General features: G+C 34.1%; 14 protein-coding genes. 5 read left to right on the top strand and 9 right to left on the bottom strand.

Translation table 11 applies throughout. The features are described 5' to 3' along the window. The first annotated feature begins 185 nt into the window (after positions 1-185). Positions 186-1,169 (top strand): GMP reductase, encoded by a 984-nt coding sequence (gene guaC, locus ACKVQX_RS12620; protein ID WP_068457104.1) that lies wholly within the window; start codon positions 186-188, stop codon positions 1,167-1,169. Positions 1,170-1,450: 281 nt separating this feature from the next. Beyond that, complete coding sequence (locus ACKVQX_RS12615) at positions 1,451-3,409, top strand: methyl-accepting chemotaxis protein (RefSeq protein WP_409136387.1); 1,959 nt, start codon at positions 1,451-1,453, stop codon at positions 3,407-3,409. A 114-nt stretch (positions 3,410-3,523) separates the two neighbouring features. Here the strand turns inward: ACKVQX_RS12615 and ACKVQX_RS12610 are convergent, their stop codons facing one another. The 7 genes from ACKVQX_RS12610 to ACKVQX_RS12580 all read right to left on the bottom strand — a co-directional run bounded on the left by ACKVQX_RS12610 (position 3,524) and on the right by ACKVQX_RS12580 (position 9,817). After that, positions 3,524-3,874, bottom strand: coding sequence for a hypothetical protein (locus ACKVQX_RS12610; protein WP_068457098.1), 351 nt, complete (start codon positions 3,872-3,874; stop codon positions 3,524-3,526). Positions 3,875-3,985: 111 nt separating this feature from the next. Next, entirely contained in the window at positions 3,986-4,480 is a 495-nt protein-coding gene (locus ACKVQX_RS12605) for a HugZ family protein (RefSeq protein WP_409136386.1), read from the bottom strand. Positions 4,481-4,484: 4 nt separating this feature from the next. Continuing rightward, complete coding sequence (locus tag ACKVQX_RS12600; protein WP_409136385.1) at positions 4,485-5,270, bottom strand: ABC transporter ATP-binding protein; 786 nt, start codon at positions 5,268-5,270, stop codon at positions 4,485-4,487. A gap of 2 nt (positions 5,271-5,272) precedes the next feature. Beyond that, positions 5,273-6,259 (bottom strand): iron ABC transporter permease, encoded by a 987-nt coding sequence (locus tag ACKVQX_RS12595; RefSeq protein WP_338838384.1) that lies wholly within the window; start codon positions 6,257-6,259, stop codon positions 5,273-5,275. Between the two features lie 9 nt (positions 6,260-6,268). Continuing rightward, positions 6,269-7,234, bottom strand: a complete 966-nt coding sequence (locus tag ACKVQX_RS12590) for an ABC transporter substrate-binding protein (protein ID WP_409136384.1) — start codon at positions 7,232-7,234, stop codon at positions 6,269-6,271. A 238-nt stretch (positions 7,235-7,472) separates the two neighbouring features. Further along, on the bottom strand, positions 7,473-8,915 hold the full coding sequence (locus tag ACKVQX_RS12585) for a DEAD/DEAH box helicase (protein WP_409136383.1): 1,443 nt from the start codon (positions 8,913-8,915) through the stop codon (positions 7,473-7,475). Between the two features lie 20 nt (positions 8,916-8,935). Further along, positions 8,936-9,817 carry a LysR family transcriptional regulator gene (locus tag ACKVQX_RS12580; RefSeq protein WP_068457080.1) on the bottom strand — a complete coding sequence of 294 codons (882 nt, stop codon included), beginning with the start codon at positions 9,815-9,817 and terminating at the stop codon, positions 8,936-8,938. Positions 9,818-9,927: 110 nt separating this feature from the next. Between ACKVQX_RS12580 and ACKVQX_RS12575 the strand changes: the two genes are divergently transcribed. From ACKVQX_RS12575 to ACKVQX_RS12565, 3 genes are all read left to right on the top strand, one after another. Then, positions 9,928-11,118 (top strand): coenzyme F420-0:L-glutamate ligase, encoded by a 1,191-nt coding sequence (locus ACKVQX_RS12575; protein ID WP_068457077.1) that lies wholly within the window; start codon positions 9,928-9,930, stop codon positions 11,116-11,118. Between the two features lie 134 nt (positions 11,119-11,252). After that, positions 11,253-12,011: a peptidoglycan editing factor PgeF gene (pgeF, locus tag ACKVQX_RS12570; RefSeq protein ID WP_068457074.1), complete on the top strand. Its 759-nt coding sequence runs from the start codon at positions 11,253-11,255 to the stop codon at positions 12,009-12,011. A 157-nt stretch (positions 12,012-12,168) separates the two neighbouring features. Then, on the top strand, positions 12,169-13,296 hold the full coding sequence (locus ACKVQX_RS12565; protein WP_409136382.1) for a SpoIIE family protein phosphatase: 1,128 nt from the start codon (positions 12,169-12,171) through the stop codon (positions 13,294-13,296). 23 nt (positions 13,297-13,319) lie between these two features. Here the strand turns inward: ACKVQX_RS12565 and ACKVQX_RS12560 are convergent, their stop codons facing one another. After that, complete coding sequence (locus tag ACKVQX_RS12560; protein ID WP_409136381.1) at positions 13,320-14,156, bottom strand: CheR family methyltransferase; 837 nt, start codon at positions 14,154-14,156, stop codon at positions 13,320-13,322. Next, on the bottom strand, positions 14,153-16,849 hold the full coding sequence (locus tag ACKVQX_RS12555; RefSeq protein WP_068457063.1) for an ATP-binding protein: 2,697 nt from the start codon (positions 16,847-16,849) through the stop codon (positions 14,153-14,155). The genes ACKVQX_RS12560 and ACKVQX_RS12555 overlap by 4 nt, the downstream gene beginning before the upstream one ends. Positions 16,850-16,876 lie beyond the last annotated feature (27 nt).

Raw genomic sequence — 16,876 nt, 5'->3', positions numbered from 1 at the left:
TATAACTTAAAATGAAAGCATTTACAAGTCTTAAATTGTTCAATTTGTGTGAACATCAAAAAATTTTCTAAATATTTATACACAAAACCTTTGACATGACTTTGAAAATGAGGTAAATTACCAAAGGACGAACATTTATAGTCCCAACAAAAATAATATTCGCCTTTAGGAGTGTATTTTAAACAATGGATAACGTATTTGATTATGAAGACATTCAATTAGTACCAGCAAAGTGTATCGTAAATAGCCGCTCGGAGTGTGATACAACAATCGAGCTTGGTGGACATAAATTTAAATTACCGGTTGTTCCTGCAAATATGCAAACAATCATTGATGAAACAATTGCTACAAAATTAGCAGAAGATGGTTACTTCTACATTATGCACCGCTTCAACCCTGAAAAACGTATTGGCTTTATTAAAGACATGCAATCAAAAGGTTTAATCGCATCAATTAGCGTAGGTGTAAAACCAGAAGAATATACATTCGTAGAAGAATTAGCTGCTTTAGGTTTAACACCTGAATTCATTACAATTGATATTGCACATGGTCATTCAAATGCAGTCATCAACATGATCCAACACATCAAAGGTCTACTACCAAACGCATTCGTAATCGCGGGTAATGTTGGTACACCTGAAGCAGTTCGTGAACTTGAAAATGCTGGCGCTGACGCTACAAAAGTAGGAATCGGACCAGGTAAAGTATGTATTACAAAAATCAAAACAGGCTTTGGTACAGGTGGCTGGCAATTAGCTGCTTTACGTTGGTGCTCAAAAGCTGCAACGAAACCAATTATCGCAGATGGTGGTATTCGTACACATGGCGATATCGCAAAATCAATTCGTTTTGGTGCTTCAATGGTTATGATTGGTTCATTATTCGCAGGTCATGAAGAGTCACCTGGTAAAACAGTTGAAGTCGATGGTAAAAAAGTAAAAGAATACTTCGGCTCAGCTTCTGAATTCCAAAAAGGTGAAAAGAAGAATGTTGAAGGTAAGAAAATGTATGTGGAGCACAAAGGTGCTTTAAAAGATACATTAGTTGAGATGCAACAAGATCTTCAATCATCAATTTCTTACGCTGGCGGCACAAAACTAGATGCTATCCGTACAGTTGATTATGTAATCGTTAAAAACTCAATTTTCAACGGTGACAAAGTTTACTAATCGTATCAACCAATATATAAAACAGCTTACATTATTTTGTAAGCTGTTTTTTTACACCAAAATTACATTTAATACCTTTAATTCCATTAATTTTATTTTAGTATATTTATCACACTTCTAATCATTAATTAACCTATACAAAATATTAGTTTTTTTACTAAAAAACACTATAAAATGTTAATTTTCTTTTATTATGACTTGAATTCATCATTTTTGTTTATAATACATATTTTGTTCCGATACTAATGTATATGTATTTTATGAAAGAAGGTTATTAGAAAATGTTGAAAAATATGCGCTTGCGCACCAAACTAATTATTTCGTTTTTGGCAATCTTAATCATTCCTAGCATGATTATCAGTACTGTAGCATTTCAAAATATCAAATCTCTTGTAATTGAACAGCAAGGTGGATATGCGCTTTCTAGTTCAGATATACTGAACGCAAATATCACAAATACATTACAAAGTAAAATAGATGATATTGATTATTTAGCAGATCGCATCTCAAAACTGCCTTTAAAAATGGATAAGAAATCTGAAGTACGAACAGTCTTAAGTGAGTATGCAGAAGGACATAATGATGTACAGATTGCGTATGTTGGGTCTGCGAAGGGCGATATGATTCAAATGCCTTACTACATTTATCCAAAAGATTATAACCCAATAGAACGTCCGTGGTATAAAGGGGCTTTAAATGAACAAGATTATTCAATTTCAGACCCCTATATCTCTGCTTTAGATAATAAATTGGTTATTACCATTTCAAAAAAGTTACCGAATGATATGGGTGTTGTCGGTATCGATATGTCGATTAATTCATTCCAAAAATTAGCGAATGAAGTGAAAATCGGCAAGAAGGGTTTTATCTCTATTATTGACCAACATGGAAACTATATTACCCACCCAACAAAGGAACTTGGAAAACCTGTAGATGATGAGATGAAATCCATCATATCTAGCAATAAAAAAACTGACACAAAAGATATAAATAATAAAACTTTATCGTTAAAAACAAATGATTTATCTGATTGGAAAATTGTAAGTACAACTTATATTTCAGAAGCTACTGCGCAAGCAAGTAAAACATGGATGAATATCATGTACATTCTTGTCGGTTCTTTAATTTTAGGTGGTATTTTAATTTTCTTCATTATTCGTTCAATCATTTCGCCAATTAAAAAATTACGTGATAGTGCTTTAACAATCAGTGAAGGTGATTTAACAACTGAAATTACGGTTTCTGGTAAAGATGAAGTAGGTCAATTAGCTGAAGCATTCGAAAAGATGAAAATTCATTTAACAGCTTTAATATCTAATTTAAAAGATAATGCTAATACCATTCGCGAGTCTTCTGACTTACTTTCTGCAAGTACAAGCGAAAATATGGCAAGCTCACAGCAAATTACTGCTGCAATGCAACAAGTAACGATTAATAATGAACGTCAAACAAACCAAATGGCACAATCTAACCAAGCTCTTGGTGAAGTTTCTGATGGTATCCAAGATATGGCTTCAGATACTAGTCAAGTAACGGAATTATCACAAACAGCAAACCAACAAGCTCTTGAAGGCGGACAATCAATCCAAGAGACTGTTGAAAAGATGGAAAGTATTCAATCGGCTGTAAATGAAACAGATTTAAAAGTCCGTTCACTTTATGATCGTACAAAAGAAATCAATTCAATTTTAGAAATGATACGCTCAATTGCTGACCAAACAAATTTACTTGCATTAAATGCTTCAATTGAAGCAGCACGTGCTGGGGAACATGGGAAAGGTTTTGCTGTTGTAGCTGAAGAAGTTCGTAAACTTGCTGAAAGCTCACAACAATCTGCAGGACAAATTGAAACATTGATTCAGACAGTTCAAGATGATACGGGCGAAACAGTGAAAATTATGGAATCTGCTCTTCATCACGTGCAAGATGGAACAAAAGTGGTTGAAAATACAGCTGAGAAATTTGATGTAATCGTTAAAAATATGCAAAGTATTACACCACGTATGGAAAATGTTTCTGCTGTTTCACAAGAAATTGCAGCAACTATTTCAACGATGACAAGTGGTTCACAAGTATTAATTGATGCAGCAACTGAAAATGCAGCTGCATTAGAAGAAGTATCTGCTTCTACTGAAGAATCTCTGTCTTCAATGGCAAGTATGGAACGTACTGCACAAGAATTACAACACTTAGCTGAAGAATTACAACAAAGTATTCAAAGATTTAAATTACCAAATTAAACAGACTAGGACATAAGTGCAAAAACACTATCCCATATGAGCATAAAAAAACTGGAATCGCGCTGTAGCGCGGTTCCAGTTTTTCGTTGTGGATGCTTTGTCCTAACCTGCTTATTATGAAATTTTTCTTTGAATTGAAGAAGTTAAAACTTTTGATAAGTAATTCCCTTCAAATGGTTGAATGACTAGACCTTGCTGAATAAGATGTAACCAAATTGCTTGATCAAGTGCATACGGAGATTCTTGCTGTAAAATGTCAATTTCACTTTTAGTAAAGGCAACTTGATAAGACTGTCCACGATATTGTATTTTAACCGTGTATAAACGCCATGCTTCTGCTTCTAATACAACTTCTGAATCCCATTGTTGTAATTGCAAATATGCATCGTGTACAACTTTTTTGAAAAACTTTCGTGCCGTATAAGATGTTGCCATAGTTGTTCTAAAAAAGTGATTTGTATTCATTTTAATCAGCCTCCGTTTTAATAACCTAGTTATCTTATAAGAATAATAACAAATTTATTTTGAAATGTAAATAAAGAAAACAGACACCTATCGTCTAAGTGTCTGCTTCTCTTACTTTTTATCGATGACTACATGTGAGATGGTATTCTCAAGTAAATTAACATCAAAAGCTTTTCCAAAACCAACTACATATCGCCCTTCCAATGGTGTTAACTCAAAAAGTGAAAAATCTAAGCCACGTAAAAGGTCAATCATTGCCTTCTTAAACTTTTCTTCAAACTGTTGAAAAACTACTTCATGTGTATGTTCTTCCACTAATCGAGGTCTACATACAAAACGTAATCGTTCTCGTGCGAATAAATTAGGTGAATGCACTTCATCTGCTATTAACATAGCTTGAATACACTCACTTTGTTGAATAGAGGCGTAGTGATCTGATATGCGACTAATATAGATGTATAACTTCCCCTCATTCAAAATATAAGGAGCATAGCTAATTAAAGGTAATCCTTCTGCTGTTATACTGCTAATCATGACTGTTTTTTGTGTTTGTAAAAATGTTTGATATGCTTGCTGCTGTTCAGCTAAATCTATTTCTTTTTTCATATGTTTAATCTCCTTCTGCAATTCCAATCCACTGAATTCTTGGGCGACCATGTTTAAAGTGAGCATTAATATCGCAGTCCACATGATAAACTTGGCGTATTAACTCTCGTGTCATTACTTCTTCTGATGTTCCATACTTCACGATTTTTCCTTTTTGAATCATACATACACGATCACTATATAGGCTCGCTTGATTTAAATCGTGTAAAACCATCACGATGGTCATGCCAAAATCACGATTCACGCGATGGATAAGTTCGAGTAATTGTAATTGATGTGCGATATCTAAATAAGTAGTGGGTTCGTCTAGAAGTAGAATTTTAGGTCGCTGTGCGAGCGACATCGCAATCCATGCTCGCTGTGCTTCTCCACCTGAAAGAGAGGATACAAAGCGATGTCTAAAATCTTCTAATCCCGTTTGCTCAATTGCCCAATCAATAATTTCCTCGTCTTCTATATTCAATGTCTGAAACCACTTTTTATGTGGTGTACGACCATATTCGACTAGCTGTTGTACAGTTAAATCATGTGGTGCTTCATTCGACTGAAAAAGAACACTCATTCTTTTAGAGCGCTCTTTTGACCTAACATGATATAGGTCTTCCCCTTGTAAAAATACAACCTGTTCATCCATAGGAATCATTTGTGAAATTGCTTTTAGAATGGTTGATTTTCCAGAACCATTCGGACCAATGATTGAAACAATCTCCCCTTCTTTTATTTCAAACTGAATATCATGAAGTATGGCGTTTTGATTGATTGATAAATGTAAATGTTCAACTTTTAACATCTTTATACATCTCCTTTTCGCATGAGATATAAGAAGTATGGTCCACCTACCATGGCCATAATGATTCCTGCTGGTAAGTCGAGTGGTGCGAATAATGTGCGACCAATTGTATCAGCAATCACTAAAACAACTGCTCCAAGTACCATACTCATCGGGATAACAAAACGATAATTCGTACCGACAATTAAACGAGCCATATGGGGTACAACTAATCCAACAAAACCGAGTAGACCGACAATAGATACTGAGACAGCTGCAAGGTATACGGCAACTAAAGATAATAAAATTCGAATACGGTTTGTATTTTCTCCTAAATTACTAGCTACTTTTTCACCCAGTGACAGTAAATTAGCAGAACGAATACAAAATAATGCAAGAACCCAACCAATCATGGAATACGGTAACAGAACTGCTACATCCCCCATACCTTTACCACCGAGGCTACCATTCATCCACTGCAAAGCAGCAGGTAGACGATCACTATATAAAATCGAAAGTAGTCCTGTAATCCCTCCGAAAATCGCATTAACTGCAACACCAGCTAAAATAATACGAACAGGTGAAATCGTATTCTTTTTCCATGCAAGGGCATAAACAATCGCCACTGCAATGGTTCCACCAATCATGGCTGCAATGGGAACGAAAGACGTAAAGTTTGGAAATACGAGCATAATAGCTAAAACGGTAACAGATGCACCACTCGAGACACCTGTTAATCCTGGGTCTGCAAGTGGATTTCGCATAACAGCTTGAAGTAATGCTCCTGATAAAGCTAGATTGACTCCGACAATCGCTGCCACTGCAACACGTGGAATTCGTAAATCCCAAATAATCGTTGTTGCCATTTCCTCACTTCGTGTAAAAATAGTTTGAATCGTTTCAAGAGGCGAAATATAAACACTTCCCATGCCAATTGAAATGACTACAAAAATGAGTAACAAAATACTAGTAGAGGCAATGCGTGTGGATGGACTTATTTTTATGTTCATTCTTCCAACCTACTTTGCTAAAATCTTTTGTAGTTCTTCGAGTGCTTGAGGTGCTTTTTCAATTGAAGCGTAACCAAAAACACTATAATCTAGTGCCTGCACACGATCTTCTTTAAATGCTGTCAGCTGATTCCATGCACCATTCTTTTTTACTTCATCTTTAAATTGTTTTAAAGCGACTGTCGCATCTCCATGTGATACAAGTAAGATAACATCCGGATTTGTTGCAACAATATTTTCCATACTAAGTGGTACGTAGGCTTCTTTTGATTTACTTACCTTTGTAATCATATTTTGTGCACCCATCGTATTTACGAGGCTGCCAACATATGTGTTTGTATTCATGAGCATGAATGATTCACCTGTTCCAAAAAGAATCATAACTTTTCGATCTTTTACATCTAAAGATTGGATTATTTTTTGTTCTTTTTTCTCAAGTTCATTTAAATAACTTGTTGCGAGCTGTTCTTTTTTAAGAACAATTGAGAGTGCTGTTAAATCATTCTTTAAATCTTCATACGAATCAGTTGGTAGATAAGCTGATGCAACATTAGTTTGCTTTAATTTCTTCTCTAAACTTGTATGTACTGAAATCGGACCGATTACTATATCCGGTTTTAAACTAACAATCTTTTCAACGTCTGGTTCAACAGGAGAACCTACTTTTTCAATCGTTTCAAACTCTTTTGGAAGCTGATGTGTTGTTGTAGGAAGACCAATAGGTGTTACATCAAGAATATGTAACATTTCGGCAAGCGTAACCGATGTCGTTACAACATTTTTCATCTCCTTTTGTGGAAATACTTGAACCAATTTATCTACTGCTTCATTTGTTTGTGCAGAATTTGCTGTAGCTGTTTGATCTTTTGTTGTTTGTTCTACTTTTGAACCTGAACTTGTATCTTCTGCATTACCACATGCACCAAGTAATAATGCTGTTGATAAAAGTAATGCACTATATAAACCTTTTTTCATTTTTATTTCCTCCATTTATTTTAATTGAAAATAATTATCATTATCAATAAGCAATATAACAAACCATTTTCACACTGACAACTCTCGTTTTTTTTCTAAAAATCTATAAATTCAGCGTTTCTACATGCTTTTTTTCATATAACAATTGCCTACTGTATCCTATTTTTTCTCACATATGCAAAATCACATAAAAAAATCATTCATTCACGTAATCAATACGGAATGAATGATGTGTAAATTATGCTTTTTTCGCAACATGTACTTTTAATTTTTTATTTTTAACTGTACGATTTTGCATTTCTTTTAAAACAAGTGTTCCTTTACCATTTAAAATCTCAACAAAACTGCATGTATCTTCGATTGTAATAATGCCAATATCATCAGCTGTCACACCATCAATTTTTGCAATGGTTCCTACAAAATCAACTGCACGAATTTTCTTCTTTTTACCACCATTAAAGTACAGTTTCGTAATGTGTTCATTCAATTGCTCACTTTTCATCACTTTACGTTCTGGTCGTGTATTCATCTTTTCTTCAAAGGCAGCTTGGTTTTCAGCTACTTCTTCAGCAGTCGGTGCTTGTTCAACTGGAATCATTTTCTCAATATACTCTTCAATCTCTTGTACGTAACGTTTTTCATTCGGACTAGATAATAGAATCGCTGTACCTTTTTGACCTGCACGTCCTGTACGTCCCATACGATGTACATAACTCTCTTTTTCAAATGGAACATCATATTGAACCACAAGTGAGATTCCTTCAATATCAATACCACGTGCTGCTACATCTGTTGCAACTAAGTAACGGAAGTCGCCTTTTCTAAAATCTTTCATGACAGCTAATCGGTCATCTTGTGTCATTCCACCATGTAGCATGTCCACACTATAGTGTGCTTTTTCTAATTGGTCACATACAGAACGCACTTGCTCTTTCGTATTACAAAAGATGATACAACTATCTGGATTTTGGACGACTGTGACATCACGTAACACACGTATTTTATCTTCTGCTTTCACTTGAATACGTTGTTGACGAATCGCCGTTTTCTCTTGCTCTTTCGCTTCATGTTCAATAAAGACAGGTGTTTTCATATATTTCTCAGCTAAACGTTTAATCTCATCTGCATAGGTTGCAGAGAAAAGTAGTGTTTGACGCTTTGTTGGTAACTTCTTAATGATTTTTTCAACCTGATCGATGAATCCCATGTGCAATAATTCATCTGCTTCATCAATAACAAGTGTTGTCAGTTGATCTAAATGAAGTGTTCCACGCTCAATATGGTCCATAATACGCCCTGGTGTTCCTACAACAACGTGTGTTTTTTGGCGGAGTGCAGTCATTTGGAATCGAATCGGTTGGCGACCATATACAGCTACTGCTTTAATGCGTTTATAACGACCGATATTCGTAAAATCTTCTTTTACTTGTACAGCTAATTCACGTGTGGGAACAAGCACAAGTACTTGCGGTTTGTTCTCCTCCCAATTCATTTGTTCAATTAGTGGAATCGCAAAAGCAGCTGTTTTTCCGCTACCTGTTTTAGACTTTGCAATGACATCTTGTTTTGATTGTACAATTGGTAGCACTTTCTCTTGAATCGGTGTTGGTTTTTTATAACCTAAATCCTCAATGGCCTGTAAAACTTTTGAATCTTGAATATAATGTGAAAATGAATGCATGTAAATTCCTCTCTTACTCATTATTTAACAAGCATTTCGAAAAAACGTGTGGAAGCAGGAGTTAGAGGAACATTCTTCAAATGACAAACACCGATAGAACGTGGTGGAATATCATGTTCAAGTGTCATCTCAAATAAACGACCTCTCTCTAACTCTTCGAGTGCAAACTCTTTTGTTACACAGGCAATTCCTAAATTACTCTTAGCAAATTCCACGAGTAAATCGTGTGAACCAAGTTCGAGTTCTGGTTCAATCAAGGTTCCCTGTACTTTTAAAAAGTTCTCTACATATTTTCGCGAATTTGCTGAGCGCTCAAGCATAATGAGTGGTAAATTTTTTAGTTGTTCGAGCTTTAGTGGATATTTTATAAGTGGTTTGTATTTCTCCCCACAGACAAAAATATCATGAATTTCTTTTAGTGCTGTAACTGCAAGTTGTTCTTCATGAATGGGTAAGTTACACACTGCTAAATCAACAGCACCAGACTTTACTTGTTGTGTTAACTCAATCGTTGTACCATTCACCATTTTAAAATGGATATTCGGATAACGATTTCGAAAATCTTCTAAATAAGGTAAGAGATAATGCTTAGAAATCGTATCACTTACTCCTATTTTTAATTCTCCCACTGTTAAATATTTTAATTCTAACAATTTATTTTCACCCACTTCAATTAAAGCAAGTGCTGATTTAATATGCGCATATAAAATCTCGCCTTCACTTGTTAGTGTAACGCCCTTTGGTGTGCGATTAAATAAACGACAATTCAATTCGCGCTCCAATTGAGAAATGGCCTGACTAATGGCCGGTTGTGTCATATATAAAGTTTTGGCTGCTTTTGAAAAACTCTCTGCACGACCCACATGTGAAAATATGCGATAGTAGTCTAGTTTGACAACCATATAACCTCTCCTTATACGTGCTATTTCTTATATTAATTTTACTTATATATAGAAGCAAAGTATAGTTATTTATATCATATATAATACATAATTATTGAGGAGAGATTATTTTGGAACGAGTAGTAGGAACTGTTGTACGTGGACTTCGTGGTCCGATTATTAATGAAGGTGACGATATCGCACAAATCGTTGTAGATGCTGTATTAACTGCATCAGAAGTAGAAGGTTTTGAAATTCAAGATCGCGATGTTGTAACTGTAACAGAATCAGTTGTTGCACGTGCACAAGGTAACTATGCTTCAGTTGACGCAATCGCTGAAGATGTATCAGCAAAATTTGGAGATGACACAGTTGGTATTATCTTCCCAATTCTAAGTCGTAATCGTTTTGCAATTTGCTTACGTGGTATCGCAAAGGGCATTAAAAAAGCTGTTTTAATGTTAAGCTACCCATCAGATGAAGTAGGTAACCACTTAGTAAGCCTAGATGCATTAGATGAAAAAGGTGTGAACCCTTGGACTGATACACTTTCAGAAACAGAATTCCGTGAACACTTCGGCGCAAACACACACCCATTCACTGGTGTTGATTATATCGAGTACTATAAATCATTAGTTCAAGAATATGGTGTTGAGGTAGAAGTTATTTTCTCTAACAATCCAAAAGCAATCTTAGACTATACAAAGAACGTTTTAACTTGTGATATCCACTCACGTCAACGTACAAAACGTATTTTAAAAACTGCTGGTGCAGAAAAAGTTTACTCACTTGACGATATTTTAAATCAATCAGTAAACGGTAGTGGATTCAACGAAGCATACGGTCTTCTGGGTTCAAACAAATCAACAGAAGATAGCGTAAAATTATTCCCACGTAACTGCCAACCAATCGTTGATGGTATCCAAGCAACATTAAAAGAGAAAACAGGTAAGACAATTGAAGTAATGGTTTACGGGGACGGTGCTTTCAAAGATCCTGTAGGTCAAATTTGGGAACTAGCTGATCCTGTTGTATCACCAGCTTACACAGCAGGTCTTGATGGTACACCGAACGAAGTAAAATTAAAATATTTAGCTGATAATGATTTCGCTGATTTACGCGGTGATGAATTAGATGCTGCAATTAAAAACTACATCAATAATAAAGATGAAGATTTAACAGGTAATATGGCTGCCCAAGGTACTACACCTCGTCGTTTAACTGATTTAATCGGTTCTCTATCAGATTTAACTTCGGGTTCTGGTGATAAAGGAACACCAATGATTTACATCCAAGGTTACTTCGATAATTACACAAAATAATCATTTATTTATGAGAGGCTAGGGAAATCCCTAGCCTCTTTTTTATAAATTGGGGTAGAGTATAAATAGTCTAAACCCCTGTCTTTTGATTTTCGGACTTAAATATCATACAGTAATTTAAAAGAGGTGATTGCATGAAAATCCAATATATTCGTCAAGATGACGAAATCGTATCAGGTATTACATTAAAAGATGAAACTGAACCAGAAGCCTATAATCTAGCCCTGCATTGTTGCCAAGAAGCTACAGCTGTTCTAAATAATCGACGTGCTTTAGCTGACGAACTAGGAGTGGAATTAGAGCAACTAATTTGCGCAAACCAAACACATAGTGCTAACTTATATAAAGTAACAAGAGATGATTTAGGTCGTGGTTCTACAGATGCAGATACTGCCATTCCAAACACAGATGCTTTATACACATTTGAAAAAGACTTGGTTCTGTGTACTTTTACAGCCGATTGCGTTCCTGTAACATTTTATGACCCTACATCTGGGTTGATTGGTGTGATTCATTCAGGATGGCAAGGTACTGTAAAAGAAATTAGTTTACGTGTAATGGATTTCCTGAAAAATCGAGAACGACTTAACCCTGAAAATTTACAAGTTCATATTGGTACAGCACTCAGCCAACATCATTTCGAAGTAGACGAAGATGTATATATTCGTTTTAAAGCTTTAGGCTATGCGAATGATTTTATCTATTTTAATGAAGGTACTTCCAAATATCATATTGATAACCAACTCGTTGTAAAAACACAATTTGAATTATCAGGTGTACCAAGTGATAATATACAAATAGATCCTACATGTACATTTGATTCGATTGAAGGCTTTTCTTATCGACAATGTAAGCAAGATGGACGACATTTAACTTTTATTTATAGAAGGTAATGCATTTATGTGTTGTTCTATTTTTAGAACAACTTTTTTTGTATAAAGATGTTTCATGTGAAACATCGCATAGAAAATTTGTTCTAAAAATGATTTTAGTATTTTTTAGAAATTTAGTATAATATATGTATTATTCAAGTGAGAGGTCGTATAATCTATGAGTATTTTATTAGTTGATGACAATTTAATTAATCTATTCACATTAGAAAAACTATTAAAAAGTTCGGGATATGAAGATTGTATTCCACTTAATTCTTCAAAAGATTTACTAACTTATATGCGTACACCTGCACATGCTAAAAATGTCGATTTAATTTTACTCGACATTATGATGCCGGAGATGGATGGCTTAGAAGCTTGTAGACAAATCAAAGCTATGAATCACGCTAAAAATGTTCAGATTATATTCGTTACCGCATTAGAAGATAAAAAGAAATTAGTCGAAGCACTGGATATAGGTGGCAGTGACTATATTTCAAAACCACTTAACAAAACTGAATTACTCGCGCGTATTCGCGTAGCATTACGACTTAAAAAAGAATTAGATTGGCATACAGAACATGATAAAAAAATTCAAATTGAATTAAACCTTGCTTCCAAAGTACAACAGAATTTATTAAGTACACCCTTCGAGAATGAACAATTAAAAATCGATGTATCTTATTGCCCTTCTTCCAACCTTTCAGGGGATTTATATTATTGGTATCGACTAGACGAAAATCGTTACGCGATTATCTTACTTGATATGATGGGGCATGGGATTTCATCTTCACTTATTTGTATGTATATATCTTCTGTTCTCCGTGAAACAATTAACAATATTGTTGAGCCAGTAGCTGTTATGACCGAACTAAACCGCTATATGTCGATTTTACATAGTGAAACTGATAATGGTATACCTTACTATTTTACAGGAATTTACTTAGTAATTGATACAAAAGATAAAACGATTGAATACATTAACGCAGGTCATCCAGCAGGTTACCTTACATTAGATGAAAAAACAGTTCAACCACTATCATCTAACACAATGGCTGTTGGTTTTTTTGATAAGTTATGTGCTATTAAAGATAAAGTTCATTATGAAAATGATTTTCAAATTGTGTTATTTACAGACGGTGTATTAGAAGCAATTCATGCAGATGAATATGTTGCGGAAGAAAAAATTAAAGCGCATTGTTCACACCATTGGATTTGTCCAAATACCGTAATAGATGAACTACTTCCACCTGATCAACAACTTAATCAAACAGATGATATGTGTGTGATTTTAATTCAAGGATAAAAAAAGAGATACATTATGATGGTTTACTCATCATAACGTATCTCTTTCTTTTTATAAATTTGATGTTCAATTGATTTTGTTTCATAAAATTTGCAGACATCTGTAAACTGAAGCGTTTCTCGATGCCCCAAACCTAAAATACCACCTGCACTTAAACTATCAAAGAAGATTTTTTGCACTTTATTTTGTAAACCTATATTAAAGTAAATCAATACATTTCGACAGAGAATCTTATGAAATTCATTAAATGATTGATCTGTCACTAGATTATGTTGCATAAAACTAATTGATTTTACTAAATCTTCTTGTAGATAAGCATATTCTTCATCTGTCGTATAGTATTGTGAAAAGGATTGCTTTCCACCAGACAATTGATAGTTTTTCGTATAGTTTTTCATCTTACTTAAAGGAATTTTACCTTCTTTTGCAATCTTTAATACTTCTTCATTCATATCTGTCGCATAAATTTTAGATTTCTCTAGGAGTCCTGCTTCTTTTAATAAAATAGCCATCGAAAAAGCTTCTTCTCCTGTGGAACAACCTGCATGCCAAATTCGAATCTCAGATAATTCTTTAAATATTGGTAGAATTTCTTCACGAATATATTTAAAAAATAAAGGATTGCGGAACATTTCTGTCACATTAATTGAAAAGTCCTGTAATAATTGATGAAGCATTTCTTTGTTCGTAAAAACTTCATTTTGTAAAATCGAAACGGAATCCATTTGATTCATTTTCATTCGATGATGAATTCTTCTCATAATAGATGGTCGACTATAATCTCTGAAATCATAGCCTGTTAATTGATGAATGGCTTGGAGCAACAATTCTACTTCAATTGTTTCGCGTTCATGAATCACTTGACCTTCACCTCTTTAGTCAGCCAGACACGTAGGATACTTAGTAACTGTTCCATATTAAGAGGCTTACTAATATAATCAGATGCACCTACCTTCATACACTGATCGCGATCAATTTCCATTGCTTTCGCTGTTACAGCTATAATTGGTAAGTCTAAGTTCATTTGTTCTCGTATGATTTGAATTACTTCATATCCATTCATCCCTGGCATCATAATATCCATTAATACGGCATCATAATCAGTATTGTATTGTAATTTTTGTAAGCATTCTAATCCACTTTCTCCTGATGTAACAATCGCCCCTTTACTTTCTAAAAGTGTTCGCATGGAATATATGTTACGTCGGTCATCATCAATCATTAAGATTTTTTTACCTTGAAAGATATTCACTTTTTCTTCGGGTTGAACTGCCAAGCTCCCTTGCATAGCCTCTATATTCTCTTGGCATTGCCTCATATTAGGTAAATACAGTGTGAACGTACTTCCAATACCTTCTTCAGATTCTACTTGAATAAATCCACCTAATAATTTAGCGTATTCTTTTGAAATAGCCAACCCTAAACCTGTACCACCATATTTACGTACTGTTGCACCGTCTACTTGGTGGAACGATTCAAAAATAATACTATGTTTTTCTTTCGGAATACCAATGCCTGTATCCTCAACAGCAATCTCAAGCCAATCGTCGCTTACTTTCTGCATTTCTTCTGTAATTAACGCCGCGCTTTGAATACGAACTTCTACTTTCCCTTGTTCTGTAAACTTAAAGGCATTAGATAAAAAGTTTTTCAATATTTGACGCAATCTTAATTCATCTGTAAAGAATAGTTTTGGTATTTCTCCTAAGATTTCAATATGATAAGTTAAATCTTTTTGTTTAGCAAAATGCGCAAAATTTGCTTTTAAAATTGTTGGTAACTCACTAATATTTACATCAGAAAACTCAATATTCACTTTACCCGTTTCAATTTTAGATAAATCTAAAATATCATTAATAAGCTCTAATAAGTCCTGTCCTGAAGAATGAATGACTTTCGCAAACTCTTTTTCTTCATCTGATAAATGACTATTTTCTTGGTCTGTCAGCATTTCTGATAACAATAAGATACTATTAAGTGGCGTTCTTAACTCATGTGACATATTCGCTAAAAATTCCGATTTATATTTTGCACCCTGAGCAATTTCCCTCGCCTGTGTCTCGATATCTCGATTTGCAAGTGCTAACTCACGCGTTCTTGCTTCCGCTTCTTTTGTACGAATTGCTAAACTATCATTCATTGTCGATAATTCATTCGTCTGTGCTTGTAACTCCTCAGACTGTGTTTGCAATTCTTCAGATTGTGTTTGCAATTCTTCAGATTGAACCTGCAATTCCTCTGTTAAGCGATTAGAATCTGATAATAGCGACTCAATATGCATCATGTGTTTTACACTATCAATCGATATTCCGAGTGTTTCATTTACTTTATTTAATAGTTGAATATGCTTTTCTTCAAAAGTATCAAGCGTTGCAAACTCTAAAATTGCAATTACTTGACGGTTAAAATAGACAGGCATTAATAATAGCATCCTAGGTGTTGTATCTATTAAACTAGTCGAAATGACATGTGTATTTTCTGGACTTACAGCCATTTTATACATATGCCCATCTTTTGCTACTTGGCCGATTAATCCTTCACCTAATTTAAATGAGTCTCTCCCAATATCCAAATTATTCTCAGCAAAAGCACCTTTTTTTACATACAATATATCGTTATCCTGTTCTTCCCGCAAATAAAAAACGCTATGTACCGCATGAATAACTTGCGATATTTCAGATAAGATAACATCGGCTAATGTATGGATATCATTGACTCCTTGATATGCATAAATAATATGATTCACATTATTTTGAACCCATTCTTTTTCTTCAAGTTGATCTAATAATTGATTTGTTTCAATAGTTAAATCCCTTACTTCATCTCGCGATATAATATCAATACGTTCTTTTAAATCGCCACCTTTTTGGCGAATATTTTGAATCGTTTTTTTTACATTTTGAATCGCTTGAATAATATTTTTTGAAACATAATTTGAAATAAATAGACCGACTAACATAATTGATAAAATTAATATGAAAAAGATCCACATAAGTTGAACACTTGTATGCTCTAAGTTTTCAGTATCATCATTCAAAATTGTATTTTGTTCTTGACGTAAACGATTTATACTACGATTTATATTAGGTATTTCAGCATTTTCTACTTTTTGTTTTAAAAATATGGTAGCCGCTGATTCACTTTTTTCTTCTCTAATTTTGAGAGAAGGTTCAACGATAAGCGTTATCCACTTATTCACACTTTTTTCTAAATCTAATGCAAGTATTTTTTCATTGGACTGTTTTGCTACTACATTTTTCAGATTTTCTAAATCGTTAAGAACATTTATACGCTGTTCCTCATACTCATTTATGTATCTTTTTTCTCCTGTTAAAATATAACTATTTTGCTTTTTTTCAATTTGAATAATCGATTGTTCTACTGTGTTAATCATTTGATGCACTTCTAAATTGCGATTCGTGACATCACTTCTTTTACCGTTTAAAACAGTGACTTTCTCTAAAATGAGAATAGATGATAGTAAAACACAAACGATAATCACGATATAGCCTAAAGTTACTTTTAAGCGGATACTGCTTTTTCGTTTAACCACCTCTCACTTCCTCCTTCACTTTTAATG

The sequence above is a fragment of the Kurthia sp. ISK08 genome (genome assembly GCF_046159805.1).
Lineage (GTDB): Bacteria > Bacillota > Bacilli > Bacillales_A > Planococcaceae > Kurthia > Kurthia gibsonii.
The sequence above is the reverse complement of the archived record's forward strand: the minus strand, read 5'-3'. Positions and strand labels throughout refer to the sequence as shown.

Excerpts from the sequence above, each read along its gene's own strand:
- guaC (WP_068457104.1), top strand. The coding sequence starts at position 186 with ATGGATAACGTATTTGATTATGAAGACATTCAATTAGTACCAGCAAAG.
- ACKVQX_RS12615 (WP_409136387.1), top strand. The coding sequence starts at position 1,451 with ATGTTGAAAAATATGCGCTTGCGCACCAAACTAATTATTTCGTTTTTG.
- ACKVQX_RS12610 (WP_068457098.1), bottom strand. The coding sequence starts at position 3,874 with ATGAATACAAATCACTTTTTTAGAACAACTATGGCAACATCTTATACG.
- ACKVQX_RS12605 (WP_409136386.1), bottom strand. The coding sequence starts at position 4,480 with ATGAAAAAAGAAATAGATTTAGCTGAACAGCAGCAAGCATATCAAACA.
- ACKVQX_RS12600 (WP_409136385.1), bottom strand. The coding sequence starts at position 5,270 with ATGTTAAAAGTTGAACATTTACATTTATCAATCAATCAAAACGCCATA.
- ACKVQX_RS12595 (WP_338838384.1), bottom strand. The coding sequence starts at position 6,259 with ATGAACATAAAAATAAGTCCATCCACACGCATTGCCTCTACTAGTATT.
- ACKVQX_RS12590 (WP_409136384.1), bottom strand. The coding sequence starts at position 7,234 with ATGAAAAAAGGTTTATATAGTGCATTACTTTTATCAACAGCATTATTA.
- ACKVQX_RS12585 (WP_409136383.1), bottom strand. The coding sequence starts at position 8,915 with ATGCATTCATTTTCACATTATATTCAAGATTCAAAAGTTTTACAGGCC.
- ACKVQX_RS12580 (WP_068457080.1), bottom strand. The coding sequence starts at position 9,817 with ATGGTTGTCAAACTAGACTACTATCGCATATTTTCACATGTGGGTCGT.
- pgeF (WP_068457074.1), top strand. The coding sequence starts at position 11,253 with ATGAAAATCCAATATATTCGTCAAGATGACGAAATCGTATCAGGTATT.
- ACKVQX_RS12565 (WP_409136382.1), top strand. The coding sequence starts at position 12,169 with ATGAGTATTTTATTAGTTGATGACAATTTAATTAATCTATTCACATTA.